We start from the raw sequence: 25021 nt of genomic DNA on the forward strand, positions 1-25021 counted from the left end.
CACGATGCGCACATTGTGCCACATCGTCCCCCTGTTGAGAACCCCAGCTTGAATTTTGGAGACGCCGCGGGCACCTTACCCCTCCGCGCGGACCTCTACCCTCCACGAAGGCGCTTCGAAGGCGCTTCGAGCGCATGACTTATGGCCGACGAATCCAGAGCCCCCTCCACGACCGCTCTCCGCGACGAGATCACAGGCGAGCGCGCGTTCGACCTCGTCGTCACCTGGCGAACGGTCAGCAAGCACTGGGCCATCGCGCTGACCACCCTGCTCCTTGTCGCCCTCAGCGTCACGTTCTATACGCTCGGGCAGAAGAAGATCTATCAATCCGCGGCGACGGTGCAGTTCGATCCGAACCCTCCTCGGCCGCTCGGCCGCGGGGTCGACACCGTGGTCGACATGGGCGCCGGCTCGTACTGGAATAACCGCGAGTACTATGAAACCCAGTACAAGGTCATCCGGTCCATCCGGGTGGCGCTGGCGGTCGTCGCCCAGCTCAACCTGCAGAACGATGCCTATTTTTTGAAGGACCTCCCGAAGGACGCGGCCTCGCCCGGGCCGATGTCCGTGACCCCGGAGGAGGCCGCGGAGATCCTGCGCGAGCGGCTCGTCGTCGAGCCGGTGAAGGACAGCCGCCTCGCGGTGATCCGCTACAACGACGCGGATCGCGAGCGGGCTCAGCGCGTCCTCACCACGCTGATGGATATCTACATCGAGCAGAACCTCGATGACGCGCTCGCCTCGACGAACTCAGCCGTCGATTGGCTCAGGGCGCAGCTCGACAAGCTGAAGTACGATCTCGAGACGAGCGAGACGTCGCTCCACGAATACAAGCTCAGCAAGAACATCCTCGACGTCGATTTCGAGGACAAGACGAACCTGCTGCGCGAGGAGATGAAGCAGATCAACGACGCTCTCACGTCCGTGCGCACGAAGCGTGAAGAGTTCGCGGCCCGGAACCACGAGCTGTCGAAGCTCGACCCGAACAACCCGCTCGATCTCCCCGCCTCCGAGCTCATCCAGAGCCCGGTCCTCCAGATGCTGCGCGCGCGCCAGGAGGAGTGCGTCCGCGAGCGCGACGCGCTCATCGGCTCCGGCAAGGGCGAAAACCACCCCGACGTCCGCGCCGCGACCGAGCGGGTCGCCGCCAACAGGAGCGCGCTGATCGCCGAGATCAAGAACGTTCAGGGCGCGGTGAGCCGCGATCTCGCCATCGTGAAGCGCCAGGAGGGGGGCCTCGTGGGGCTGCTCGAGGACGCGAAGAAGCAGGCGTTCGAGCTGAACTCCCTCAAGATCGAGTACGATCGGCTCCGCAGGACGAAGGACAACACAGAGAAGCTGTACCAGCTCGTCCTGGAGCGCACGAAGGAGAGCGATCTCCAGCGAATGCTGCGGGTGAACAACATCCACGTCCTCGATCGGCCGAGCTTCCCGCTCACCGCGCTGCGGCCGCGCGTCGGCGTCAACATCGGGATAGGCATCCTCGCCGGGCTGCTCCTCGGGATCGGCGCTGCGCTGGCGCGTGCGATGCTCGATCGCACGCTGCGGACGCCGGATGAGGTCGAGCGGGAGCTCGGGCTGCCCTTCCTCGGGCTCCTCCCGGAGTTCGACAAGCGGGACCAGAAGGAAGCCCAGCGCCGCAGGGCGCGCCACCGCGGCAAGGCCGCGCCGCAGCTCGGCCGGCGCGAGCTCGTCGTGCACGATCAGCCGACGAGCGGGATCGCCGAGGCGGCGCGCGCGATCCGGACCAACCTGCTCTTCATGTCGCCCGACCGGCCTTACAAGACGCTGCTCATCGCCAGCGCGGGCCCCAGCGAGGGCAAGACGACCGTGTGCTGCTGCATCGCGGTCGCCATGGCGCAGGCCGGACAGAAGGTCGTCCTCATCGATTGCGACCTCCGCAAGCCGCGCATCCACCAGATCTTCGGCAAGAGCCCGGAGCTCGGCGTCACCAGCGCGCTGCTCGACGACTCCGTGGTGGACGACGAGAGCGCGCTCAAGACCGAGGTGGAGAACCTCTACGTCATCCCGGCAGGCCCGATCCCGCCGAACCCGGCGGAGCTCTTGCACAGCGATCGCTTCCAGGCGCTGCTCCAGAAGCTCCAGAGCCGCTTCGACCGGGTCATCATCGACAGCCCTCCCATCGTGGCGGTCACCGACGGCGCCGTGCTGTCGACGCTTGTCGACGGCACGGTGCTCGTCGTGCGCGCCTCCTCGACGAGGCACGACTTCGCGCGCCACGGGATCCGCGCGCTGCTCGACGTCGGCGGCAAGACGGTGGGCGTCGTGCTGAACGCCGTCGATCTGAAGCGCCAAGAGTACGGGGTTTACCACTACTATGGCGACAGGAAGGACGGCTATTACCATGCGCCCTCCGAGCCGTCGCCCCCGGCCCCGACGGACGCGCCTGCCCCCCCCTCTCCACCCTCCTTGCCGAACTGAGGAGCGCCGCCGTTGCCCTCGCTGAGACTCCCCCGCGCGCGCGGCGCCGCGCGCGCCGCCGGCGCGGCGCCCGCGCGGCGGACGAAGACGCCCCTCGGCCGGGTCACCGCGACGCTCCTCGTCGGGACGCTGGCGGCCCTCGGCCCGGTCCTCGAGGGAGCGCTCGGCGACGGCCGCGGATGGACGATCGGCCTCTTGCTCTTGCTGGCCGCCCCGTCGCTCGCCCGCGCCAGCGGCCCCCGGTTCCATCCGCTGGATCCGGAGACCTATATACCAGCCGCCTATTTCCTCAGCGTCGCCTACTCACCCATCCTGCGCCTCCTCATCTCCCGCGAGTTCTCGCTGTCGAGCCATGAGACGGCAGCCATGCGGGTGGCCTATGCCGGCGCGGTCGGGTGCGCCCTTGCCTGCACCGCGCTGAGCCGCCCCAGGGAAGCCCCCGACCTGCAGCGCCTGGTCCCGGCGCACAGGCCCAAGGCGACGCTGGACCAGGACTGGGCCACGATCCTCGTCGGCATGGTGGGCCTCGGGCTCGTGGCCACGTGGATCGCCACGATCGGCGTGGGGCGGTTCTTCTCGATGAACTATGCCTCCAATCACCTCGAGGCGGATGGCAAAGGGCTGCTCACCGGCGGCTGGCATCTCATCGGGGTGGCCGTCGTTTACCTCTTTCTCCGGGTCGTATCGCTCCGCAAGGCGGGGCTGGCCGTGCCGAGGGTGGTCTCGCTCGCGGGGTTCTGCTTCTTCGTGAGCTTCCTGCTCAACACGATCATGGGCCGGCGGGGCCCCCTCGTCTGGACGGTCCTCTCCGTCGCGCTCGCCGCGCATGCCTTCGGCATCCAGATCCGACGCGTATGGCTGGCCATCGGAATGGTGGGCGTCCTCTTCTACGGCATCGTCGTGGAAGGCGCCCGCGCCGAGCAGGGCAGCGGGCTCGACGCGCAGATATCGTCGGCCAGCGCGTACCTCGATCAGATAGATAACCCGCTGGAGATCGGAGAGCTCCAGCGCGTCTACGCCAACCTCGTCAGCGTCGTGAACGAGCAGCCGCCCATCATCAGCTACCCGGGCGAGAGCTGGGTGAACGCGGTCCTCATCCTGGTGCCCAAGCCGCTCTGGAGCGAGCGACCGCTCGGCCTCGCGCAGCGATATGCCATGTGGGCGGCCCCCGACCTCGCGCGCCGCGGCGCCGGCTTCGCGATGGGCGCGGCCGCCGAGGGGTACCTGAACTTCGGGATCGCCGGCACGACCATCGAGATCGCGGTCTTCAGCGCGCTCTTCTTCATGATGCCGCTCCTCGTGGCCGGCGCGCGCGGCTCGCCCCTGCTCGCCCGCGCCGCGGCGGTGAACCTCGCCTCGTTCGCGTACAACCAGTTTCGCGGCGAGCTGACCGCGCTGCTCAAGATCACGGTGTCGCTGGGGATCGCGCTGCTCGCGACCGTCGTGCTCACCTCGGTGGTCGCGCACCTGCGGCGCGGGCTGGCGGCGCTCGGCCCGACACGCCGGAGATCCGGGCGGCGCCTGCGCGATCCGCGCCTCGGGCCCTCGTCGGCGCTGGGGCGGTAGCCGCGCCGACCGGGGTTGGCCGGCGCGAGCACAACGCGGGACCGCGCGCCCGCAAGCCGCAGGATGGACCGCGCGGCGCGCGGCGTCGGAACATGAAGAGCGGAGAAGCCAGGTCCCTATCGTCATGAGATTTCCCTTTCGTTTGAACCGTTCAGGCTGGCCCGCGCGCATGCTGCCTCGCAGGGTCTGCTTCCCGGACCCGCGGGCCCTTCTCCGGCCCGAGGAGATCACGTCGCCCGAGGTGTTCTCGGAGCGGATCTCCGTCCTCCTGCTGGGCGGCACCTACAAGACGACGCGGCCGGGCAGGCACCGGCAGAGCGACGCCCTCCTCGTGGGAGCGCTCCGCCAGAAGAGCCCCGTCGTCCTCGATGTCGGCGCCTCCGACGGGAGCACGGCGCTCGATCTGATCACCGCGCTCGGCGACGCCTTCGAGGCGTACTACGTGACGGACAGGGCGCTCTCGCTCCGGGTGCGCGCCGACGACCGCGGGCGCGCGTTCTTCTACGACGCGGACGGCGCCTGCGTCCTCGCCGCCACCCCGCGCTTGCTGTTCTATCCCGCGGCGGCGGGCTCGCGCCGCTGGCCGCGCTGGGTGCTCCCCGGGTGGCGCGGCGCCATCCCGCCGTTCGACCCGGCCTATCCGGAGGTATCGCTCGTCCAGCCGCGGCTCCGCGAGATCGCGCGCCGCGACGCGCGCGTGCGCCTCAGGCCCCACGACATCTTCCAGCCGTGGGACGGCCCCGCGCCGACGGTCGTCAAGGCAGCGAACATCCTGAACCGCGCCTATTTCTCCGACGATCAGCTCCGCCGAGCCGCGCGCAATTTCTGGCGCGCGCTCGCGCCTGACGGGCTGCTCCTCGTGATCGACAACCGCGACGCCGAGAAGGCCTCGCTGTTCGCGCGAACGGAGGGCGGCTTCGAGCACATCGACAGCATCCATGGCGGAACCGAGATCAAGGAGCTCATCCTGAGCTGCTGAAGCCCCTCTCTCACCGGCAGCGAAGCTCGCTTCCCACGCACGGACCTCCCTGAAGCCCTCATGCGCATCCTCTACGTCTCTCCCTACTTTCCCCCCGAGCCCGGGGCCCCCGCCGCGCGTGTCTCCGAGCTCGCCCGGGCCTGGCGGCGCGCCGGACACGAGGTCACGGTCCTGACGGGCATGCCGAACCACCCGACAGGGGTGATCCCGGCTGCCTATCGAGGTCGGCTCCGCGTGGAAGAGGACTTCCACGGGGTCCGCGTCCTCCGCACCTGGATCTACGCCGCCGCCAACCGGGGCAAGGTGCGCCGCTCGCTCGCGTATGGGTCCTTCGCCCTATCCGCGCTCTCGCTCGCGCAGATCGGTTTACCGCAGGCCGACGTCCTCATCGCGACGAGCCCCCAGTTCCTCGCGGCCGTGGCCGGCTACGGGCTCTCGAGGCTCCGCGGGCTGCCGTTCGTGTTCGAGGTGCGCGACCTCTGGCCCGAGTCGATCGTGGCCGTGGGCGCGCTGTCGGCCGGGCACGCGGTCGTGCGCGGGCTCACGCGCGTCGAGGAGCACCTCTACGAGGCGGCCGACGGGATCGTGGTCGTCACGCAGAGCTTCCGGGAGCGGCTCATCCAGCGAGGCGTCCCCGCCGACAAGATCGACGTCATCAGGAACGGCGTGGACCTCGGGCGCTTCACCCCCGCCTCGCGCGACACGCCGCTCCGGGAGAAGCTCGGCTTCGGCGACCGCCTCGTCGTGGCGTACGTCGGGACGCACGGCATGGCGCACGGCCTCTCCGCCGTGCTCGACGTGGCGAGCGGCCTGCGCGCCCGCGACGACATTCGCTTCCTGTTCGTCGGCGAGGGGGCGGAGCGGGCCAGCCTGGAGGCGCGCGCCCGGGAGCTCGGGCTCTCCAGCGTGACGTTCCTCGGCGCCCTCCCGCGCGATGCGGTCACGGAGGTGTATGCGACCGCCGATATCTGCCTCGTTCCGCTGCGCAAGACCGAGCTCTTTCAGACGGTCATCCCGTCCAAGATCTTCGAGATCCTCGCCATGGAGCGGCCCATCGTCATCTCGGTCGACGGCGAAGCGCGGTCCATCGTCGAGGAGGCGAGCGCCGGCGTCTTCGCTCCCCCGGAAGACGTACAGGCCATGACCCGGGCGATCGTCGAGCTCGCCGCCGATCCCGAGCGGCGGAGGCGCATGGGGCCGGCAGGGCGGGCCTACGTGATGCGCTCGTTCGACCGCGACATGCTCGCGCGCGAGTATGTCGATGTGCTGGAGCGCGTGCTCTCTCGCGCGCGCTCTCGTGAAGGCCAGAGCAGGAGCAAGCGATGAACCTCCCGCGGATCGCCCGCACCCTCGTCCAGCTCCATCCGCTGCAGGTCCTCGCCCGCCCGATCGCCCTCGGCCACCGCGCGCTCGGCGGGGGCCCGAGCGGGGCGCTGGCGCCTCGCCTCCGGCCGGGCTTTGCCCCGCCGAGCCCGCGGTTCGCGGCCTTCGCCGACGCGGAGAAGGAGCGCGGGCGCGCGCGGCTGGCCGCCATTCCCGGCGGGTCGCTCCTGCACGCCTACGAGCGCGCCTACGGCTACGAGCTCGGGGCCGAGCCGACCCTCCCCGCCCCGAGCGCGTGGGACGACCCGATCGCGTCACACCCGTTTCCCGCGTCGGTGCGCGCCCGCCGGCTCGCGGCCGCGGCGCGCCTCGGCCGCCCCGGGCTCTCCGCCGAGCTGGCGCGCGCGTGTCGGGCCATCGCGCTCGGCCTCGAGCTTCACCTGCTCGCCAATCACCTCCTGGAGAACGCGATCGGGCTCGTGTGCGGCGGCGCCGTGGCCCGCGGACCCGAGGCGGAGGCGTGGTGGCGGCTCGGCTCCGCGATCCTGGCGTGGCAGCTGCCGGAGCAGTTCCTCGCGGACGGCGGCCATTTCGAGCTCTCCGCGTCGTACCACCTCGCGCTGACGGCCGGGCTGCTCGAGGCCATCGAGCTCGCGCAGGCGTCCGGCCGCGAGGTGCCCGAGCGCTGGAGGACCACGGCGCAGAGGGCGCTCGATTGGACCGCCGCCGTGCGCGCGCCGGACGGCTCGTACCCGCTCTTCAACGATGCGTCGCTCGACGCCGCGCCGGAGCTCGACAACGTCCTCGCCCTCGGCGAGGACCTCGGCCTCTTCACGCCGGGCAGCGCCTCCGGTGGCGGGCGGGCAGCCCCCGGCGCGCCGCTGGACGACGCGCCGTCGCTCGACCACCTCGCGGCCACCGGCTGGGTGATCCTGCGGTTCGGCGACCGGGCCTGGCTCGCGCTCGACGCGGGGATGGATGGAGCCTCCTATCAGCCCGGGCACGTGCACGCGGACGCGCTCACCTTCGAGTTATGGCTCCGCGGAGAGCGCGCTGTCGTCGACTACGGGGTCTCCAGCTACAAGACCGACGGCGACCGGCAGACCACCCGCTCCACGCGCGCCCACAACACGGTGGAGCTCGGCGACGTGGATTCGAGCGAGGTGTGGAGCGCCTTCCGCGTCGGCCGCCGGGCGCGCGCCGGGGTGCGCAGGCTCGAGCGCGCCTCGGCGCACGTCGCCGTGGAGGCCGAACACGACGGGTACCGAGCGCTCCCCGGAGCCCCCCGGCATCGCCGGACGGTGGAGCTGTCCGCTCGGGAGCTCGTGGTCCTCGACGACATCCTCGGCGGCAGCACGAGCGCCTGCTCCCGGCTCAGGTTCGACGAGGCCGCCTTGCGACGCCAGCCCATCGAGATCGAGGGCATCCAGCTCACGCCCGAGCGCAGCTCGGACGTGTGGCACCCCTGCTTCCGGAGGCCCCAGGCGGCCACGGTCTTCTCCGGCCGCGGAGACGTGCGCGACGCCTGGCGCGGCGGCTTTCGCATCCGCTTTTAGACCGGGGCGCGTCTCCGTGCGCTACTCGCGGACGAGGCTGCCTGTGAGCGTGATGCGAAAAGGCGCGAGGGCCTCGACCTTGTCGAGCACGAGGTGCAGCGCCAGCGCGGCCTGGTGGAGCCCGGGGATCAACACCGTATAGCTCGGGTGGTCGACCCCGGTAGCGAGCTTGTCGACGCGGAAGCCCGCGGCCTTCGCGAGGCGCTTCACGGCCCAGACCGTGTTCATGCGGAAGTACGTCGGGTACGGCTTGGCATTGTCGCTGCCGCTCGTCCCGCGCAGCAGCCCGACGTAGAGCGTGTGAAACCAGTGCGGCGTGAGGTGGGTCGCGAGGCCCGAATAGGAGAGGAGGTTCGGCGCCGTGAACACGAAGCGCCCCCCCGGCCGCAGCAGGCGGTGCGCCTCGCGCAGCACCGCCTCGGGCCGCTCGAGGTGCTCGAGCAGGTGGTCCGCGGCGATCACGTCCGCGCAGCCGTCCGGCAGCGGGATCGACTCGCCGAACGCGCAGATATGCCGCTGCGCCGGGTTGCGCGCGAGCGCCTCCTCGTCCGGATCGACCGCGTAGATGGTCTTGCCGTCGAGAGGCACCGTCGCGACCTTGCCGAACCACAGCGGCCCGCAGCCGAGGTGGATGATGTCCGTCGCCGGCGCGACCGCCTCGTCCACGATGCCCTGATAGACCTTCCAGTAATGCGCACGATCGCTGAAACGATAATAGAGCTCGTTCGTCTTGCTGTTGAGACCAACGATCTTGCGGGCAATATCCACGATATCTCCTCAGTCAGTCCGGCACGAACACATCAGCGCGGGATAGCGGACCCTCACACCACCGAGAAGCGCCCATGCGGGCGCGAATCCCGCGTGCGTGGGGGCGGCCGGCGCAGCAGCAGGCGCTCCGCAGAGTCCACCACGAGCTGCAGCAGCATGTCGGCCTGCGGGTTGACCGCGCACTCCTCGCTGTCCCAGCGGAAGCGCAGCTCGACGGTCTCGCCCTCGAGCTGGATCGGGAACACCGCGACCACCGCCTCGCGGAGCTGCTGCGCCGTCGCCGCGTCCTGCGCCCAGCTCCAGGGCTTCACGCGCGCGCTGCCGTTGGCCCCGGCCGAGCTCACCTCGAGCGCGACGAGCTTCGCCTCCTCGGCGAAGCGCTCGAGCACCGGGCGCAGCTTGTCCACGCCGCTCGCGGCCTCCATCTCCATCAGCGCCCACGGCACAGCGCGGCGCAGCGCCTCCACGGTGGCCTCGCGGGCGCGCCGGGGGTCCTGCGGCTGCGCCCCGAAGAGCGGGAGCGAGCCCGCCGTGCGCACCACGATGAAGAGCACCACGCTGCAGGCGACGAGGGCGAACCCGATCTCGAGCGAGCGGCCGACATACGCCACCAGCGCGACCACGGTGAACAGCAGGCTGAGCCCATACAGGATCAGCACCGCGCTGCGATGCGAGTGGCCCTTGTCGAGCAGCTTGTGGTGGATGTGCGAACGATCGGGGGCGAAGATCGGCCGGCGAGCGACATAACGCCGCACCATCGCCGAGATCATGTCGAAGATCGGCAGGCCCAGCGCGAGCAGCGGCACCATGACGGCGAGCGCGGTGCCGCCCTTGTGCGTGCCCACGCCGAAGAGAGGGATCGCGGCCAGCATGAACCCGAGGAACATGCTCCCGGTGTCCCCCATGAAGATCGTCGCGGGGTGAAAGTTGTGAAACAAAAACCCCACGATCGCGCCCGCGAGCGTCGCCGCGAGCAGGCAGATCACCATGTTGCCGGGGTAGCCGCCGAGGTACGCGGTGATGAAGTTCGCGACGCAGGCGAAGAAGCCGACGCCCGCCGCGAGCCCGTCGAGCCCGTCGATCAGGTTGACCGCGTTGATGATGGCGACGAACCACGGAATCGTCACCAGGAACGAGAGCGGCCAGAACGATACATGCCCGAAGTACGGCAGCGTCACGCACTCGAGGCGGAGCCCGAAGGCCCAGGCGATCGACGCGACGAGGACCTGCGCGGCCAGCTTGTGCCGCGCGCGCATTCCCTTCGTGTCGTCCCAGGCGCCGACCGCGGCGATCGCCAGCCCTCCAGCCAGCAGCCCCACCACCAGCGAGCGCTGCGAGAACCACATCAGCCCGATCTGCGTCCCCAGCGCGACCAGGATGAACAGCGGCAGCACGAAACCCGCGACGATCGCGAGCCCGCCCAGGCGCGGGACGCACCGCGTATGTACGCGCCGCGCGGTCGGTTCATCCACGGCCCCCACCATCACCGCCACGCGGCGCGCGAGCGGAGTCGCTGCCCACGAGAGCACCAGCGCCAGAATGACCGCCGTGAGCGTACTTACCATCGCTCGCTCCTCTGGAAATCCCGCACCCCTAAGGTGCGGCGCGGCGGGCGACATTCATAGCTCATCACCATGGCGAACAGCCCGTTGTTGATGCGCACTTCGTACCCCAAGTCAGCACACGGAACAACCCAGGAGCAGGCTTTGGAATGCGGTGAGCATCTGGAATTTTCTGCTGTCGCTTACATTTTACAGTTACATCGAACAATTTTACCTGTGAGTGTCTACCATGGTGCGTCGGCCTGGTGACAATGTCGTTATGCCGGACTCGGCCGTGGCGGGGCTTGCCGTGAAAGCGGAAACGCCTTCACCGGAGACGTGGCCTCGGCGGGCCCTCCTCGTCTCCGCTGGGCGTGGAGCCCCTCGCGAGGCGCGTGGCGCTCCATAGCAGCGATGGAGCCCGCGCCTGGTGTGCGCTTTCTGGCCCGAGACTCCATGGTGTGATGGAGTCGGGTCATCAGCTCTTTTCGGCGACGCAGAAGATGTACGGAGACGTGACGGCGTTCGGTCGAGGAGCCAGGCCGCGCGCGTCGAGCGCCCAGACGAGCTCAGCAACGGCGGAGGCAGCGCCGACCGCCGGCAGGCGGAGCCAGCGCGATCCGATGCTGCCCACGCCGAAGAGGCTGACGTCCAGCGGAAGGATGTAGTCGCTCCGCAGCACCTGGAGGCCCGCGTCGCGGTGCGCCTTCACCAGCGCCTCGCGGTCCAGCGGAACATGAACGTCGTAGGTGGGCCTGTCGGTGACCTTGGCCACCCACCCCACGAGCCCGCGCATGTTCGGGATCTCCGTGACGATGCGCCCGCCCGGGCGCAGGTAGCGCGCGCATGCGCGGAGGCAGGCCGCCGTGTCCTCGAAGTGCTCGACAACGCCGAGCGACACGACCGCGTCGAAGGCGCCCACGAAGCGCTCCGGCGGCTCGAACAGATCGGCGCACACGATCTCGCCAGGGATGCCGGCGCTCGCGAGGATGTCCCGCTCCTGCGCGCAGCCAATCTCGGTATAGTCGAGCCCGCTGACCTGAAAGCCAAACTCACGCGCGAGGTAGGGGAGCCAGGCGGAACGACCACAGCCGATCTCCAGCAGGCGTTGCCCCTTCGTGTCCATGCCCTCGAACGCGCGGACGAACTCCCGATGAAATGCCTGGCGCACGTATTGCCGAAACCCACGCGCATGCGGATCCACCGGCTTTGGGAGCGACCGGTTCGACCACACTTGATTCCAATGCGCTTTTCCTGCCTTGTCTCCGGCCGACGACGCCGCGTTGCTCATCACGTCCTCGCTAGGGCAGGGCCGCCGGCGGGGCGGATGCCTCGCGAAAGAAATCACGGTTTCCCAGCTCGGTCCAGGACAATTCTGGACGAATTGTCGCAGCGCGGCACCCCGCGCGCTCCCCGGCCGGGCGAGGCCAGCGCGCCCGTGGTGATGCAGATCCGCGCGGGCCACCCGCGCCATGGAACAAGGCGCGCATGGAGATGCGCCCGATCACGCGGTCGGGCCGACCCGATCCTGCGGATCAGGCGCTCGGGTTATCCAGCTCGTAGTACTTGAGCTTCCTGTCGGACGCGATGATCCTGAACGGATTCCCGGCGACGACGGAGTTGGACGGCACGTCCTTGTTCACGACGCTGTTGGCCCCGATGATCACGTTATCCCCGATGGTGATGTCGCCGAAGATCGCGCTCCCCGCCCCGACATAGACGTCGTTGCCCAGGCGCGGGACGCCCTGGCTGCCGAAGTTTCTCCCTATCGTGACGTTCTGGCAGATGAGGCAGTTGTCGCCGATGACCGTCCTCGTGTGGATCACGACCCCGAGCCCCCAGTAAGCGAGCCTGAAATTCGCCCCGATCGTGGCCGAGGAGGGGACGAAGACCGCGAACACGAACCTGTTCAACCACGTGATGAGCGTGGCGATGAGGGGCAGGTTGTTCCGATAAAAGAAGTTTCCCAGCCGGTACAGCAGCACAGAAGGGTTCTTCATAGCGTCGACAGCAGGTCTCTGAACTTGGTCACGGCATGACCCATCCTGTTGGTCTGCCTCACCCTCTCGAGCGAGCGCCGCGAGAACTCCTCCAGCAGCGCCGGCTCGCGGAGGACGGTCAGGACCGCCTCGGCGATCTGGCCCGGGCTCCCGACGTCCACGAGGAGCCCATTTCTCCCGGACACGACGAGATCGTGCACGGCGCCCACCCTGCTGGACACGACGGGGACCCCGAGGGCCATGACCTCCAGCAAGGCGTTCGGGAACCCTTCGCTGTGCGAGGTGAACACGCACAGATCGAAGGACGAGATGACCTCGTTCTTGTCCGTCGAGAGCCAGCCCACGTACTCGGTGTTCTCGAGCTGGTTCTCGGAGATGAACCTGCGCACGCCGTCCAGCTCGCTTCCGTCTCCGTAGATCTCGGCGCTGACCGAGGCGTTCGCGCGCTGCAAGAGGAGCATGGCCTCGAGGAAATCGTAAATCCCCTTCTGCCTCTCGATCCGGTTGAAATAGAGCAGCCTCAAGGGCCTGTCCATGGATCGAGGATATGCCTTGTGTCCCACGTCGCCGAAGCTGGAGTCGGGCAGCCAGTTCTCGATGACGACGAGTTTGTCCCCGGGCGCCTCGGGGACCAGGCTCTGGAAGAAGCTCCGCCAGTGGTCGCTCTGGCATATCACGACATCGCAGGATCTCACGACGGCGCTCAGGTACGACCTGTACAGCCTGCTCCTGGCGACGTTGTCGACGATCGGCCCCGAGCGAGGGAAGATGGCGACCTTCTTGCCGAGCAGCTTGCCGAGGAGCCCGATCGACCCCTTCTCGACGAAGCTCAGCCCCGAGCTCGAGAACAGGAGGACCGCATCCACCCTCGAGAAGAGCAGCGCCCTGACGCACCTCAGCACCCTCGGCGCGATCTTGTGCAGCCTGCGGCGCGCCGATTGCACCCGGATGCTGTCGAGGGTGGAGTCGACGAGGAGGAAATCGAAATCATCTTTCAGATCGCTCTCGATCAGAGAGCGACAAGCAAAGTACTGCCCACCCATCTTCCCGTCGGCCGGGGGATTGAACGAGCCCACGAACAGGATTCGTTTCTTGTCTGCCATCGCGTCGCTATCGTCTCGGAGGTGATACCATACCTGTACGGCGATGGATGGCGGGAACGCCCGCTCGCCGAGCGCCGCGCCGACAGCGCCGGATCGTCACCGAACGGCCCGCGACCCCAGGAAAGCAGTCAGCCTGCCTCGGCACAGGGCGGTGGAGGCGGGCTCTGCAGGCGCGCCCTCCTGCCGCCCCGAGCAGCCGCCTCTCGCGGCCGTGGCCGGCGGCCCGCGACGTTGCTCCTGCGGCACATCGAGCGGCCGGCGATTCCGCCTCCTTCCGCTGTTTCACGCTGGCCCCGTACGACCCGGTTGACAGTCTTGGCGCTCCGACCTACAAGGTCCCCAACCCTCACGCGCACGTAAGGGTCATGGTTCCACCCGAGCACGGTTTCCAGCGCGACGGGCCGATGACCACCCGATGACCACCCGCCACCACCTTCCGCTAGCCCACGAGCAAAGCATCGCGGGGCCCATCACGTCCAGCACGTCCCGAACGGACGAGCTGATGCGGGCTCTCGGCGGTGCCGAGGAAGAAGAGGAGCGTCTCCTTCAGGTGGGGGACATCGCCAAGGCAACCGGGAAAACCGTGCGGGCGATCCACCACTACGAAGAGGTGGGGTTGCTCACGCCGCACGCCCGCTCCAAGGGGCGCTACCGGCTCTACGATCACGCGGCCCTGACCCGCGTCCGGTGGATCGGCAAGCTCCACGACCTCGGCCTGTCGCTGAGCCAGATCCAGCAGATCGTCTCGACCTGGGAGTCGTCCCCCTCGGCCCCCGGCGCGATGGCGCAGATCCGCCACGTCTACCAGCAGAAGCTCGAAGAGGTGCGGGAGCAGGTCGCGCACCTCAAGACCCTCGAGCACGAGCTCGTGGCGAGCCTCGCCTACCTCGACACCTGCGAGACGTGCGACCCGGCAGAGCTCGTCGCCGCCTGCACGAACTGTAACCTCCACGACAAGAGCACGGCTGAGCCCGAGCTCGTCGCCGGCATCCGCGGCAATGGGCATTGCCGCCACGGCTCGAATCACCGCTGAGCGAGAAACATCATGGGTATCCAGCTTCCGATCTACATGGACTACCACGCGACGACGCCCGTCGATCAGCGTGTCCTCGACGCCATGCTGCCGTATTTCAACGGCAAATTCGGCAACGCCGCGAGCCGGAGCCACGTCTTCGGCTGGACGGCCGAGGAGGCGGTCGGCCACGCTCGCGAGACGCTCGCCAGGTTCATCGGCGCCTCGAACCCCAAGGAGATCGTCTTCACCTCCGGCGCGACCGAGAGCGACAACATCGCCATCAAGGGGGTCGCCGAGTTCTACAAGGACAAGGGCAACCACATCATCACGAGCGTCATCGAGCACAAGGCGGTGCTCGACACCTGCAAGCGGCTCGAGAAGCAGGGCTACGAGGTCACCTACCTCAAGGTCGACAAGTACGGGATGGTCGACCCGGACGACGTCGCCCGGGCGATCACCGACAAGACGATCCTCGTCTCGATCATGCTGGCCAACAACGAGGTCGGCACGGTCCAGCCCATCGCCGAGATCGGGAAGATCACGAAATCGAGGGGCGTCCTCCTCCACTCCGACGCGGTGCAGGGGGTCGGGAAGGTCCCGTTCAACGTCGAGCAGATGGGGGTCGACCTCGCGTCGGTGACGGCCCACAAGATCTACGGCCCGAAGGGCATCGGCTTCCTGTACGTGCGCAGGTCGAAGCCGCGCGTCCGCATCACCGCGCAGATGGACGGCGGCGGCCACGAGTTCGGCATGCGGTCCGGCACGCTCAACGTGCCCGGCATCGTCGGGTTCGCCAGGGCAGCCGAGATCCTCATGGAGGAGGGCGAGGCGGAGTCGGCGCGCATCCTGTCGCTGCGCGAGCGGCTCAGGAGCCGGCTCTGGAAGGAGCTCGACGCCATCCAGCTGAACGGCTCGCCCGATCGGCGGCTGCCGGGCAACCTCAACGTGTCGTTCAGCTTCGTCGAGGGTGAGGCCATGATGATGGCGATCAAGGACGTGGCGGTCTCGAGCGGCTCGGCGTGCACGAGCGCCAGCCTGGAGCCCTCCTACGTCCTCCACGCGATGGGCATCGGCGACGACCTCGCCCACTCGTCCATCCGGTTCGGGCTCGGGCGCTTCACCACCGAGGAGGAGGTCGACTACGTGGCTGACCTCGTGATCCGGAAGGTGAACAAGCTGCGCGACATGTCGCCCCTCTACGAGATGCACAAAGAGGGGATCGACCTGAACAGCGTGCAGTGGGCGGCCCACTGACGAGCGGCGCGAGCGCCGCCGGCCCGACAGAGCGAGATTTCGAGACGAAAGGAAACGGTCGAGGAGAGAGCCATGGCATACAGCGATAAGGTCATCGAGCACTACGAGAACCCCCACAACGTCGGCACGCTCGACAAGAATGACGAGCGCGTCGGCACCGGGCTCGTCGGCGCTCCGGCCTGCGGCGACGTCATGCGCTTGCAGATCAAGGTCGGCGAGGGCGGCGTCATCGAGGACGCGAAGTTCAAGACGTTCGGCTGCGGGTCGGCCATCGCGTCGTCGTCGCTCGCCACCGAGTGGCTGAAGGGCAAGACGATCGACGAGGCCGAGACGATCAAGAACAGCATGATCGCCGAGGAGCTCCACCTGCCCCCGGTGAAGATCCATTGCTCGGTCCTCGCCGAGGACGCGATCAAGAGCGCCATCGCCGATTTCCGCGCCAAGCAGCAGGCGAAGAGGGAGCTCGCGGGCGCGGCGCCTTCGGTCCCCGCCGCGGCCGCCGCGACGGCGAGCGCGGAGTAACAGCGCCGGGGCTTCGGGGCGGAGGCGGCCCGCAGCACCGGAACCGGAACCGGAGAAGGAACGACGCATGCAGAGCAGTGAGCAGACCACGACCAAGCCGGCGGACACCGGGCCGCACGCCGCGCACGCCGCGACCGCGGACGGCGCGCCCGCGCGCAGCGACGGGGCCTCGGGCGAGGCGGAGGCCAAGTCGAAGCGGACGCTCTCGGTGAGCGACGCCGCGGTGCAGGCCATCCGGGCGCAGCTCGCCAAGCGCGGCACGCCCGAGGGCGCCATCCGGGTCGGGATCCGCGGCGGCGGCTGCTCCGGGTTCTCCTACGTCATCGAGTTCGAGGACAAGCCGCCCCGGTCCGGCGACCTCGTCCTGGAGTTCGCCGAGCCGGACAAGGCGACCGTGCGCGTCTTCTGCGACAAGAAGAGCATCCTCTACCTGGGCGGCTCGGTGCTCGACTGGGAGAAGACGCTCATGTACCAGGGCTTCAAGTTCAAGAACCCGCACGAGGCGACGCGCTGCGGCTGCGGGCACTCGTTCACGGTGGCCTGAGCCGCCGCAGGGGGCGCCCGCCCGTCGCCGAGGCGCCTTCCCCAGAGCACGCCATGACCGATCCCTTCGATACCCTGGGCGTCGAGCCGCGGTTCGACCTCGACCTGGGCGCGCTGGAGCAGCGCCACCGCGATCTCTCCCGCGCGCTCCACCCCGATCGCTACGCGGGCGCCCCCGCGGCCGAGCGCCGGCTCGCGCTCGGCCGCGCGATCGAGGCGAACGACGCCCTGCGCGTCCTCAGGGATCCGATCCGCCGGGCCGAGGCGCTGCTCCAGCGCGCCGGGGTCGCGCGGGGCGAGGAGGGCGAGCAGAAGGCCTCCCCCGCCCTGCTCATGGAGATGATGGAGTCGCGCGAAGAGCTCGCCGAGGCGGCGAAGGGGCGCGATCCCGCGCGGGTCGCGCGGCTCGGCGAGGCGATGCTCGCGCGCGAGCAGGCGACCCTCACGGCGATCCAGGGCGCCTTCGCCGCCGCAGGGAATGATGCGGAGCAGCTGCGGGGCGTGCTCGCCTTGCTCAGCGAGCTCCGCTACATCCGGCGGTTCCTCGAAGAAGTGAGCGCCATCGAAGAAGAGCTCGCAGATTTGAAATGACCCTCCTCGAAATTTTCGACCCCAAGGCAAGGCCCAGCCCGATCGGCATCGATCTCGGGACGACGAACTCGCTCGTCGCCCGCGTGCGGGACGGCCGTCCGGTGGTCATCGACGACTGCAATGGAGCGCGGCTGGTGCCGTCGGTCGTGCACTACGACGAGCGCGGCCGCGCGGTCGTGGGCGACAGCGCGCGGCGGCTCGCGCAGAGCCACCCCCGCGAGACCATCGTCAGCGTGAAGCGCTTCATGGGCCGCGGCGCCGACGATCCGGAGACGCGGCGGCTCGGGCCGTACGAGTTCGCGGAGCCGAAGGGCCCCGAGGACGCGAAGAGCGTGCGCTTCAAGGTGCGGGACGCGGTCGTGACGCCCGTCGAGGTGTCGGCGGAGATCTTGAGGGAGCTCCGCACCTCGGCGGAGCGCGAGCTCCGCTCCGTGGGCGGCGCGGTGATCACGGTGCCGGCGTACTTCGACGACGCCCAGCGGCAGGCGACCAAGGACGCCGGCAGGCTGGCCGGGCTGGAGGTGCTGCGGCTGCTCAACGAGCCGACCGCCGCGGCGCTCGCGTACGGGCTCGACAAGCAGCAGAACGGCCTGTTCGCCGTGTACGACCTCGGCGGCGGGACGTTCGACGTCACCGTCCTCCTGCTCGACAACGGGGTCTTCCAGGTGAAGTCCACGGGGGGCGACAGCTCGCTCGGCGGCGACGACATGGACAGGGCGCTCGCGGAGCGGCTGCTCGAGGAGATGGGCGCGACGCGGCGCACGCCCGAGGTGGTGCGGCTCGCGCTCGACACCGCCCGCAGCATCAAGCACGCGCTGACCGACGCGGCGCAGATCGAGATCGAGCTGCCCGTACAGGCGGCCGAGGCGACGGGCAGCCCGGCGTCGAAGCCGGTCACCGTGACCCGCGACGAGCTGAACGCGCTCATCACGCCGCTCCTGGAGCGCACGGGCGTCGCGTGCCGCCGCGCGCTCCGCGACGCGGGCGTCCAGGCCGTGGACATCGACGGCGTGATCCTCGTGGGCGGCGCGACGCGCGTGCCCCACGTGCGCGACTACGTGGCGCGACTCTTCGGCAAGGAGCCGCTCAAGGACATCGATCCGGAGGAGGTCGTCGCGCTGGGCGCGGCCATCCAGGCCGACATCCTGGCCGGCTCGATGGATCGCGCGGACGAGGTGCTCCTGCTCGACGTGCTGCCGCTGTCGCTCGGCATCGAGACGATGGGCGGCGTCGCCGAGAAGATCTTGCCCAGGAACACAACGATCCCGGCGGGGGCGCGGCAGGTCTTCACGACCTACGCGGACAACCAGACCGGGTTCGATCTGCACATCGTGCAGGGCGAGCGGGAGCTGGCCGCCGACTGCCGTTCGCTCGCGCGCTTCGTGCTGAAGGGGATCCCGCCGATGCCCGCGGGCATGGCGCGGCTCGAGGTGACGTTCCGCGTGGACGCCGACGGCCTGCTCGGCGTGACCGCGCGCGAGCTGACGACGGGGGTCGAGCAGAAGGTCGAGGTGAAGCCGAGCTACGGGCTGACGGACGAGGAGGTCGAGGACATGCTCCTCGCGGCGCTGGACCACGGCGAGGAGGACCTGCTCAAGCGCCGGCTCGTCGAGGCGCGGGTCGAGGGCGAGCGCGTGGCGATGGCGACGCGCAAGGCGCTCTCCGCGGACGCCGATCTGCTCGAGCCCGGTGAGCGCGAGGCGATCGAGGGCGCGCTGAAGGGCCTCGACGCGGCGATCCACGGCGACAAGCCAGGGCTGATCCTCGCGCGCACGGAGGCGCTCGACGAGGCGACGCACGGGTGGGCGGGGCGGCGGATGGACCGCGCCGTGGCCAGGGCGATCGCGGGCAAGCAGGTCGAGGACGTCGAGGCGAAGGTCGCCGCGGCGAAGGGCGTGGACGCGCACCTGGCCGAGCACGGCGGGGGCGACGCGAGCCACGCGCCGGTCGAGGCGGGCGGCGCTGGCCCGGCGAAGGCCGGCGTCGATGCGAGGAGGAGCTGATGGCCAAGGTCCGATTTCTGGCGCACGGACGCGCGTGGGAGGTCGAGGCCCCGGTGGGCTCGTCCGTCCTCCAGGCGTCGAAGTCCGTGGGCGCGCCCGAGGGCGACGCGTGCGGCGGCGTCTGCGCGTGCTCCACCTGCCACGTCTACGTCACGAAGGGGCGCGAGCTCCTCAGCGAGGCCGAGGAGGACGAGGAGGACATCCTCGACAAGGCCTTCGACGTCCGGTCGACGAGCCGCCTCGGCTGTCAGGCGAAGATCTTGAAAGACGGCGATATCGAGGCGGAGATCTCCCGCGAGAGCCTCGACGCTTTCTACAACGAGCACCCGAACGTGAAGGATCCGCGCAAGGGCTGAGCCCCCGGCGCGGGCCGATCAGCGCGAGCAGCGCGCGCCGCCCGGCGCGGGCCGACCAGCGCCATCAACCCGCAACGACGCAGGGACGGCTACGGCGGCGGCCGCACCTTCGCGGTCGCCGGCTTCGGCTCGCGCTGCGCGGGCGGCGGGCGGCGAAGCTTGTCCAGCTCGGTGCGCGCCTCGGTGGCGATGCGCCGAGCGATATGGGCGAAGGCCGAGGCGGCCTCCCTGGCCGGCGGCGTCGAGACGATCGCGACGAGGTGCTGCGCGGCCGTCTTCCTGCCGATGGGGACGAGGAAGAAGGTCAGGGCGGCGAGGAGGAAGACGACGCCGTTCGTGAGGCGCTTGAAGAACTCGCCGACCACAGGCGCCAACCGTAGATGGAGCGATCGGCCGGGGCCCAGTTCTCGGGAGCCTTTTGCCCTTCCAGCCGGAGGCGATCACCTGCTCGCCGATGCTCGCTGCGCCCCTTGCCAGAGCGCCCCGACCTCACGACAAACGGCGGGGGGCTCGACCGGAGGCGCCGAGCCGTGGAGCGCGGCCGTCGCGGGACGATGGAGCGCTCGGCGCGGCCGCGGGCGACCGCCAGGACAAGGAGGGAAGGAGATGCTCAAGCCTGTTCTATTCACCATCATGACGGCGGCAGCGTCCTTGCCGGCCTCCACAGCTGCAGCGGGGCAGCGCCCGGCAGTGGAGCAAGCCCATGCCAACCAGACCAAGCTCGACGAGTCGGATCGGGAGTTCCTCGAGGAGGCCGGCCAGGGAGGGCTGCTGGAGGTGCGGCTCGGGCAGCTCGCGCAGCAGCGCGCCGCGAGCCCGGACGTGAAGCGCTTCGCGCAGCGGATGATCGACGACCACTCGGCGATGAACAAGCGGCTCGCGGCGCTCGCGCAGCAGAAGGGCGTGCCCGTGCAGCAGGAGCTCTCCCGGGAACACCGCGAGGAGGTCGACGAGCTGTCCAGGAAGACAGGGGCCGCGTTCGACCGGAAATACATGAGCGAGATGGTCGACGACCACGAGGACGACGTCGAGGAGTTCGAGGAGGCCGCGAAGGATGCGAAGGACGCCGACGTGAAGCGCTTCGCCACCACGGCGCTGCCGCTGCTCCGGGAGCACCTCGCGATGGCGAGGCAGGTCTATGACAAGGTGAAGTAGAAGCAGCGGCGCGAGCGCGCCGGCCGTGCGCGGCGCGGCCGGCGCACGGCGGCCGGCGCGCTCAGGCGACGACGCGCGCCGCGCGCTCGGGCCTCTCCGCCGGCGGCGGGGTCGTCCTCGACCTCGCCGCGCCGCGGACGGGCGCGAGCTTGCCCCGGAGCTTCTGATACGCGGCCGTGTCGACGGGCTCGCCCCGGACCCAGGTGCGGATGAACGGCGCCACCCCGGACTCCCAGGCGGCGCCGAGTCGGAGCGCGAGGAACTCGCCGTAAAGCGCGGTGAAGAGCGTCTCGAGCTCCTCGATGAGGTACATGCGCTCGTAGAACTGCTCGTCCGCGGCGTCCTTGACGACGCTCGGGATCTTCACGCCCGAGAGCGAGAACGCGTCGGCGTTGAACAGGAAGGCATACTCGAGCTCTCCGCGCGTGACGCGGACGCGCGCGTGCGACGGGAGCTTGCCCTGGCGCAGCGCCTCGTGGGCCTCGGGGGCGCTGCTCGGCGCCGCGCCCTTGAGCCGGCTCTGCTCCTTCTCCTGGACGAGCGTGATCTGCCCCTCGAGCCAGAGCTCGCAGACGCCGAGGGCGTCCAGGGAGAAGCGGCCCTCGAAGAGCTCGCTCTCGAACCAGAGCCAGACAAGGAATTCGCGGCCGACGAACCGGCGCTGCTCGATCAGCTCAGCGAGGCTCACAGGGCACCTCCAAGGGTCGATTCAGCGTGGAAGACCGTGGGCTTGAGCAGCTCGAACGCGGCCAGCTGCTCGGCCGTCAAGCCGAGCTCACGGGCGGCCGTATACGGGCTCTCCGGCACGAGATCGAGCTCGAAGGTCTCTTCGAAGAGCTCCGAGAGCCCCTCGTGCGCGCGCGGCGACTGGTTCCAGAACCGGACGACGCCGGCCTCCAGGTTCCAGGACAGATCCACGACCTTCATCACCGGCATGAGCTGCGCGCGGAGCTTCCTCGACACGACGGCCCGGAGCTCCTCCTTCTCGCGCCGCCCGAGCTTCTCGCGCCCGCGCTTCGCGAGGTGCTCCCGCTCCGCCTCGGCGAAATGCGCCTTGAAGAGCGCCGAGGGCACCTGCCAGCGATCGGTCCTGAGCCCGAGGTTGATGTACGAGTTGAAGAAGATCTTGCCGTGATCGAGCTCGCAGTCGAGCGGATTCTCGATGGAGCACCACCCGGCGCGCTGCTCCGCGTCCTCTTCGACCGTGAGCGGCCGGAACGCGCGGAGGCGGATTCGCTCGACGAACTTGTCGCGGAACCCCTCGGGGAGCTCGCCGCGGACATAGAACTTCGAGAATGAGATGGATCCTTTGAGTGCGCCCAAATGATCGTCCTTTCGTCTCGTGAAGACGCAGGAGGTAGCCGAGCGGATCCAGGGGGTCAAAAAACCGGACGGGGCGCCGCGGCCATCGGGCGGAGAACGACGACGAACGGCGACGAACGGCGATCGCCCCGGCGGCCAGGCGGGCTGGGCAGGGAGACGCGGTCAGAGCGGCTGGACGAGCGGCGGGCGCAGCCAGCGGCCCGAGAACGGGCCAGTGAGGTAAAAGCGATAGTGAAGGAAATACGGCTGCTCGTCGGGCCCGCAGAAGACGACGGTGGCTCGCAGGAAGCGGCCGAAGACGTCGCCGCCGGGCTCCGCGGATGGCCTGTGGCCGATGGCCGGCGCGGGCACCGCAGGAAAACGAGGCGGCGCGCCCTCCGAGAACCCGCGCGGCACATCGCACGACGCGGGCGGAACAGGCGCCCGCGCCGCGCCGCCGCCCGGGTCCGGGGCGCCCGCCTCCTCGGGCGGGACGTCGGTTGCAGCCGCGACGCAGCCCGCCGCGACGCTCCCCCACGAGGAGAAGAGAACCAGCACACGAAACGCGCCGACGCTCGCCCTGGGCACCGTCCTGCCTCCGTCCGAGAAGCGCGAGGCCCGCGGAGCGCCGGCGGTCGTGGCCGGCACACCGCGCCTGCGCGAACGCCGGAGGAGCAACGGCGGTGCCGCGCCGCCCGCGAAGCCGGGGCGCACCGGGCGCCCTCGGGGAGAGCGACGGCAGCGGGCGCGCTCGTGGGACGGACGGTCAGACGTTGAAGAGGAAGTGCGCGACGTCGGCGTCCTGGAAGACGTACGTCTTGCCCTCGACGCGCAGCTTGCCTGCGGCGCGGATGGCGGCCTCGGTCCTGTGCTCGACGAGGTCGTCCACCTTGTAGACCTCCGCCCGGATGAAGCCCTTCTCGAAATCGCTGTGGATGACCCCCGCGGCCTGCGGCGCCGTGCACCCGATCGGGATCGTCCAGGCGCGGATCTCCTTGGGACCGGCCGTGTAGTAGCTCTGGAGGCCGAGCAGCCGGTAGGCCTCGCGCGCGAGCGTCGAGAGCGCCGGCTCCTTCATGCCGAGGCTCTCGAGCATCTCCTTGCGCTCGTCGGGCGCGAGCTCGTTCAGCTCCGCCTCGAGCTTGCTGCAGACCGGCACGACGCCGCTGCCCTCGGAGGCGGCGCGCTCGCGCACCTTCGTCGCGAGCGGGCCCGTGCCGGAGACGTCGGACTCGTCGACGTTCGCCACGTAAAGGACCTTCTTCGCCGTGATCAGGCCGAACGTCTTCACGACCTTCCGCTGCTCGTCGTCGAAGGAGAGCCCGCGGACGGGCTTGCCGGCCTGGAGCGCCTCGAGGCACTTCTCCATGAGCGCGATCTTCGGGAGGAGCTCCTTGTCGCCCTTGGCCTGCTTCCGCGTGCGCTCCAGCATCCCCTCGAGGGAGCCGAGGTCGGCCAGCATCAGCTCCGTCTCGATCGTGTCGATGTCGCGGAGCGGGTCGACCCCGCCGTCGACGTGCACGACGTCCGCGAGCGTGAAGCAGCGGACGACGTGGAGAATGGCGTCTACCTCTCGGATATGACTCAGGAATTTGTTTCCGAGCCCCTCGCCCGTGCTCGCGCCGCGCACGAGCCCGGCGATGTCGACCACCTGCACCATGGCGGGGATGATCTTCTCGCTCTTGATGAGCTTCGCGAGCGTCGTGAGCCGATCGTCAGGGACAGGGACGGCACCGACGTTGGGCTCGATCGTGCAGAAGGGGTAATTCTGCGCCTCGGCCTTGGCGGCCGTCAGCGCGTTGAACAGGGTGCTCTTGCCCACGTTGGGCAGTCCGACGATGCCAACCTCGACGCTCATGGCGCGCACGTCTAGCACAGGCAGGGTCGCGCGGCCCGGCCCCGTGGGCAGCGCCGCCCGAGCGCCAAGCGCCAAGCGCCAGGCGCCTGGCACCTGGCGCCTAGCGCCTAGCGCCTAGCGAGATTCCCGGTTTGCCCGCGCCGCCGTCCGCCGTCAGCGCCGCGCGCGGCCGGGCGCGCGGAGGGCGCCGGCGAGGTGGTCGACGAACGCGCGCACCCGCGCGGGCAGGAAGCGCGACGGGAGGTACACCGCGACGACCTGGCGGCGCACCGGGAGCCACCCGGCGAGCACCTCGCGCAGCCTGCCCGCGGCGACGTCGGGCGCGGCGAGGTACGCGGGCAGCTCGGCCAGGCCGAGGCCGGCGCGCGTCGCCTCGAGCACGGCGAGGACGCTGTCGCTCGAGAAGACCGCGGGCAAGCGCGCCGTCGCCGCGGCGCCGCCGGGCTCGACGAGGCGGAAGGCCACGTGCGACGCGCCGCCCGCGCCGTAGCGGAGCCCGGCGTGTGATCCGAGCTCCGCCGCGCCGCGCGGCGCGCGGTGGCGGCGGAGGTAGCCCGGGCTCGCGTAGAGCCCGCGCCGGTCGTCCTCGAGCGGCCGCGCGACGAGCTCGGCCGGGAGCGCGGAGAGCATGCGCACCGCGACGTCGATGCGCTCCTCGACCAGATCGGCGAGCCGATCGCCGCAGCGGAGATCCACGGTGATGCCCGGGTGCTCGGCCTGGAAGCGCGCGCAGAGCGGGGCGACGCGGCACGCGCCGTAGACCGCGGGCGCCGCGACGCGCAGCGGACCGCGCACCGCCTGGTCGCGCGCGGCGATGTCGCGCTCGAGCGACTCGACGTCGGCGAGGAGCTGCCGGCCGCGCGCGACGTACGCTTCGCCGAGGTCGGTCAGCGAGACCCGGCGCGTCGTGCGCTGCACGAGCTGCACGCCGAGCCGAGCCTCGGCGCGGGAGACGGCCTTGCTCACCGCCGAGGGCGTGAGACCGAGCCGCTCGGCCGCCGCGGAGAACGAGCGCAGATCCGCGATCGCCACAAGGAGCCGCAGCGCGTGCGCGGCCTCGGACGGGTCGATTGATGAACCGAGCTCATGAATCCTCGCCTTCACGCGTCGATTGTACGCTCCGGGGCTCAGATTCACCGGTCGC

General features: G+C 70.0%; 24 protein-coding genes. 13 read left to right on the top strand and 11 right to left on the bottom strand.

Translation table 11 applies throughout. The annotated features are described in order from the left end of the window. Window positions 1–141: 141 nt before the first annotated feature. The 5 genes from WMF22_RS39500 (at window position 142) to WMF22_RS39520 (ending at window position 7866) form a co-directional block, all read left to right on the top strand. Window positions 142–2442 carry a GumC family protein gene (locus tag WMF22_RS39500; RefSeq protein WP_438033085.1) on the top strand — a complete coding sequence of 767 codons (2301 nt, stop codon included), beginning with the start codon at window positions 142–144 and terminating at the stop codon, window positions 2440–2442. A 12-nt stretch (window positions 2443–2454) separates the two neighbouring features. Beyond that, window positions 2455–4008, top strand: coding sequence for a hypothetical protein (locus WMF22_RS39505; protein WP_438033086.1), 1554 nt, complete (start codon window positions 2455–2457; stop codon window positions 4006–4008). Between the two features lie 169 nt (window positions 4009–4177). Then, window positions 4178–4987, top strand: a complete 810-nt coding sequence (locus WMF22_RS39510; protein WP_437295111.1) for a hypothetical protein — start codon at window positions 4178–4180, stop codon at window positions 4985–4987. Between the two features lie 60 nt (window positions 4988–5047). Continuing rightward, window positions 5048–6313 carry a glycosyltransferase family 4 protein gene (locus WMF22_RS39515; RefSeq protein WP_437295112.1) on the top strand — a complete coding sequence of 422 codons (1266 nt, stop codon included), beginning with the start codon at window positions 5048–5050 and terminating at the stop codon, window positions 6311–6313. Then, a complete protein-coding gene (locus tag WMF22_RS39520) occupies window positions 6310–7866 on the top strand; it encodes a heparinase II/III domain-containing protein (protein WP_438033087.1) in 1557 nt (518 codons plus the stop codon). The genes WMF22_RS39515 and WMF22_RS39520 overlap by 4 nt, the downstream gene beginning before the upstream one ends. Window positions 7867–7887: 21 nt before the next feature. Here WMF22_RS39520 and WMF22_RS39525 read toward each other — a convergent pair whose 3' ends face one another. The 5 genes from WMF22_RS39525 to WMF22_RS39545 all read right to left on the bottom strand — a co-directional run bounded on the left by WMF22_RS39525 (window position 7888) and on the right by WMF22_RS39545 (window position 13278). Further along, window positions 7888–8634, bottom strand: a complete 747-nt coding sequence (locus WMF22_RS39525; RefSeq protein WP_437295114.1) for a class I SAM-dependent methyltransferase — start codon at window positions 8632–8634, stop codon at window positions 7888–7890. A gap of 53 nt (window positions 8635–8687) precedes the next feature. Next, a complete protein-coding gene (locus WMF22_RS39530; protein WP_438033088.1) occupies window positions 8688–10199 on the bottom strand; it encodes an MraY family glycosyltransferase in 1512 nt (503 codons plus the stop codon). 454 nt (window positions 10200–10653) lie between these two features. Continuing rightward, entirely contained in the window at window positions 10654–11346 is a 693-nt protein-coding gene (locus WMF22_RS39535) for a class I SAM-dependent methyltransferase (RefSeq protein WP_437295116.1), read from the bottom strand. 364 nt (window positions 11347–11710) lie between these two features. Then, window positions 11711–12175 (bottom strand): serine O-acetyltransferase, encoded by a 465-nt coding sequence (locus WMF22_RS39540; protein ID WP_437295117.1) that lies wholly within the window; start codon window positions 12173–12175, stop codon window positions 11711–11713. After that, complete coding sequence (locus tag WMF22_RS39545; RefSeq protein WP_437295118.1) at window positions 12172–13278, bottom strand: glycosyltransferase family 4 protein; 1107 nt, start codon at window positions 13276–13278, stop codon at window positions 12172–12174. Before WMF22_RS39545 ends, WMF22_RS39540 begins: the two co-directional genes overlap by 4 nt. A 502-nt stretch (window positions 13279–13780) precedes the next feature. On the opposite strand from WMF22_RS39545, the gene WMF22_RS39550 reads away from it, so the two are divergent. From WMF22_RS39550 to WMF22_RS39580, 7 genes are all read left to right on the top strand, one after another. Then, window positions 13781–14311 (top strand): MerR family transcriptional regulator, encoded by a 531-nt coding sequence (locus WMF22_RS39550; protein ID WP_437295119.1) that lies wholly within the window; start codon window positions 13781–13783, stop codon window positions 14309–14311. Window positions 14312–14329: 18 nt separating this feature from the next. Further along, window positions 14330–15547, top strand: a complete 1218-nt coding sequence (locus tag WMF22_RS39555) for an IscS subfamily cysteine desulfurase (protein ID WP_437301662.1) — start codon at window positions 14330–14332, stop codon at window positions 15545–15547. A gap of 72 nt (window positions 15548–15619) precedes the next feature. Further along, window positions 15620–16069, top strand: a complete 450-nt coding sequence (iscU, locus tag WMF22_RS39560) for a Fe-S cluster assembly scaffold IscU (RefSeq protein ID WP_012239938.1) — start codon at window positions 15620–15622, stop codon at window positions 16067–16069. 67 nt (window positions 16070–16136) lie between these two features. Beyond that, window positions 16137–16613, top strand: coding sequence for a HesB/IscA family protein (locus WMF22_RS39565; protein ID WP_437295120.1), 477 nt, complete (start codon window positions 16137–16139; stop codon window positions 16611–16613). A 53-nt stretch (window positions 16614–16666) separates the two neighbouring features. Beyond that, on the top strand, window positions 16667–17203 hold the full coding sequence (gene hscB, locus WMF22_RS39570; protein WP_437295121.1) for a Fe-S protein assembly co-chaperone HscB: 537 nt from the start codon (window positions 16667–16669) through the stop codon (window positions 17201–17203). Further along, complete coding sequence (hscA, locus tag WMF22_RS39575; RefSeq protein WP_438033089.1) at window positions 17200–19206, top strand: Fe-S protein assembly chaperone HscA; 2007 nt, start codon at window positions 17200–17202, stop codon at window positions 19204–19206. Before hscB ends, hscA begins: the two co-directional genes overlap by 4 nt. Further along, the gene (locus tag WMF22_RS39580; RefSeq protein ID WP_437295123.1) at window positions 19206–19562 is read left to right on the top strand and encodes a 2Fe-2S iron-sulfur cluster-binding protein; all 357 of its coding nucleotides are present in this window, start codon (window positions 19206–19208) and stop codon (window positions 19560–19562) included. Before hscA ends, WMF22_RS39580 begins: the two co-directional genes overlap by 1 nt. A gap of 89 nt (window positions 19563–19651) precedes the next feature. On the opposite strand, the gene WMF22_RS39585 is transcribed toward WMF22_RS39580, so the two are convergent. Beyond that, window positions 19652–19927 carry a hypothetical protein gene (locus WMF22_RS39585; protein ID WP_437295124.1) on the bottom strand — a complete coding sequence of 92 codons (276 nt, stop codon included), beginning with the start codon at window positions 19925–19927 and terminating at the stop codon, window positions 19652–19654. A 241-nt stretch (window positions 19928–20168) separates the two neighbouring features. Here WMF22_RS39585 and WMF22_RS39590 point away from each other — a divergent pair, with 241 nt between their 5' ends. Then, window positions 20169–20717 carry a DUF4142 domain-containing protein gene (locus tag WMF22_RS39590; protein ID WP_438033090.1) on the top strand — a complete coding sequence of 183 codons (549 nt, stop codon included), beginning with the start codon at window positions 20169–20171 and terminating at the stop codon, window positions 20715–20717. A gap of 61 nt (window positions 20718–20778) precedes the next feature. On the opposite strand, the gene WMF22_RS39595 is transcribed toward WMF22_RS39590, so the two are convergent. The 5 genes from WMF22_RS39595 to WMF22_RS39615 all read right to left on the bottom strand — a co-directional run bounded on the left by WMF22_RS39595 (window position 20779) and on the right by WMF22_RS39615 (window position 24981). Continuing rightward, window positions 20779–21405, bottom strand: a complete 627-nt coding sequence (locus WMF22_RS39595; RefSeq protein ID WP_437295126.1) for a hypothetical protein — start codon at window positions 21403–21405, stop codon at window positions 20779–20781. Beyond that, entirely contained in the window at window positions 21402–22040 is a 639-nt protein-coding gene (locus tag WMF22_RS39600) for a hypothetical protein (RefSeq protein WP_437295127.1), read from the bottom strand. The genes WMF22_RS39595 and WMF22_RS39600 overlap by 4 nt, the downstream gene beginning before the upstream one ends. 162 nt (window positions 22041–22202) lie before the next feature. Next, window positions 22203–22667 carry a hypothetical protein gene (locus tag WMF22_RS39605; RefSeq protein WP_438033091.1) on the bottom strand — a complete coding sequence of 155 codons (465 nt, stop codon included), beginning with the start codon at window positions 22665–22667 and terminating at the stop codon, window positions 22203–22205. 118 nt (window positions 22668–22785) lie between these two features. After that, on the bottom strand, window positions 22786–23877 hold the full coding sequence (gene ychF, locus WMF22_RS39610; protein WP_437295129.1) for a redox-regulated ATPase YchF: 1092 nt from the start codon (window positions 23875–23877) through the stop codon (window positions 22786–22788). Between the two features lie 153 nt (window positions 23878–24030). Continuing rightward, window positions 24031–24981: a LysR family transcriptional regulator gene (locus WMF22_RS39615; protein ID WP_438033092.1), complete on the bottom strand. Its 951-nt coding sequence runs from the start codon at window positions 24979–24981 to the stop codon at window positions 24031–24033. Between the last annotated feature and the right edge of the window lie 40 nt (window positions 24982–25021).

The sequence above is a fragment of the Sorangium sp. So ce204 genome, assembly GCF_051526795.1.
Classification (GTDB): Bacteria; Myxococcota_A; Polyangia; order Polyangiales; family Polyangiaceae; genus Sorangium; species Sorangium cellulosum_B.

Excerpts from the sequence above, each read along its gene's own strand:
- WMF22_RS39500 (WP_438033085.1), top strand. The coding sequence starts at position 142 with ATGGCCGACGAATCCAGAGCCCCCTCCACGACCGCTCTCCGCGACGAG.
- WMF22_RS39510 (WP_437295111.1), top strand. The coding sequence starts at position 4,178 with ATGCTGCCTCGCAGGGTCTGCTTCCCGGACCCGCGGGCCCTTCTCCGG.
- WMF22_RS39515 (WP_437295112.1), top strand. The coding sequence starts at position 5,048 with ATGCGCATCCTCTACGTCTCTCCCTACTTTCCCCCCGAGCCCGGGGCC.
- WMF22_RS39520 (WP_438033087.1), top strand. The coding sequence starts at position 6,310 with ATGAACCTCCCGCGGATCGCCCGCACCCTCGTCCAGCTCCATCCGCTG.
- WMF22_RS39530 (WP_438033088.1), bottom strand. The coding sequence starts at position 10,199 with ATGGTAAGTACGCTCACGGCGGTCATTCTGGCGCTGGTGCTCTCGTGG.
- WMF22_RS39540 (WP_437295117.1), bottom strand. The coding sequence starts at position 12,175 with ATGAAGAACCCTTCTGTGCTGCTGTACCGGCTGGGAAACTTCTTTTAT.
- WMF22_RS39545 (WP_437295118.1), bottom strand. The coding sequence starts at position 13,278 with ATGGCAGACAAGAAACGAATCCTGTTCGTGGGCTCGTTCAATCCCCCG.
- WMF22_RS39550 (WP_437295119.1), top strand. The coding sequence starts at position 13,781 with ATGCGGGCTCTCGGCGGTGCCGAGGAAGAAGAGGAGCGTCTCCTTCAG.
- iscU (WP_012239938.1), top strand. The coding sequence starts at position 15,620 with ATGGCATACAGCGATAAGGTCATCGAGCACTACGAGAACCCCCACAAC.
- WMF22_RS39565 (WP_437295120.1), top strand. The coding sequence starts at position 16,137 with ATGCAGAGCAGTGAGCAGACCACGACCAAGCCGGCGGACACCGGGCCG.
- hscB (WP_437295121.1), top strand. The coding sequence starts at position 16,667 with ATGACCGATCCCTTCGATACCCTGGGCGTCGAGCCGCGGTTCGACCTC.
- hscA (WP_438033089.1), top strand. The coding sequence starts at position 17,200 with ATGACCCTCCTCGAAATTTTCGACCCCAAGGCAAGGCCCAGCCCGATC.
- WMF22_RS39580 (WP_437295123.1), top strand. The coding sequence starts at position 19,206 with ATGGCCAAGGTCCGATTTCTGGCGCACGGACGCGCGTGGGAGGTCGAG.
- WMF22_RS39590 (WP_438033090.1), top strand. The coding sequence starts at position 20,169 with ATGCTCAAGCCTGTTCTATTCACCATCATGACGGCGGCAGCGTCCTTG.
- ychF (WP_437295129.1), bottom strand. The coding sequence starts at position 23,877 with ATGAGCGTCGAGGTTGGCATCGTCGGACTGCCCAACGTGGGCAAGAGC.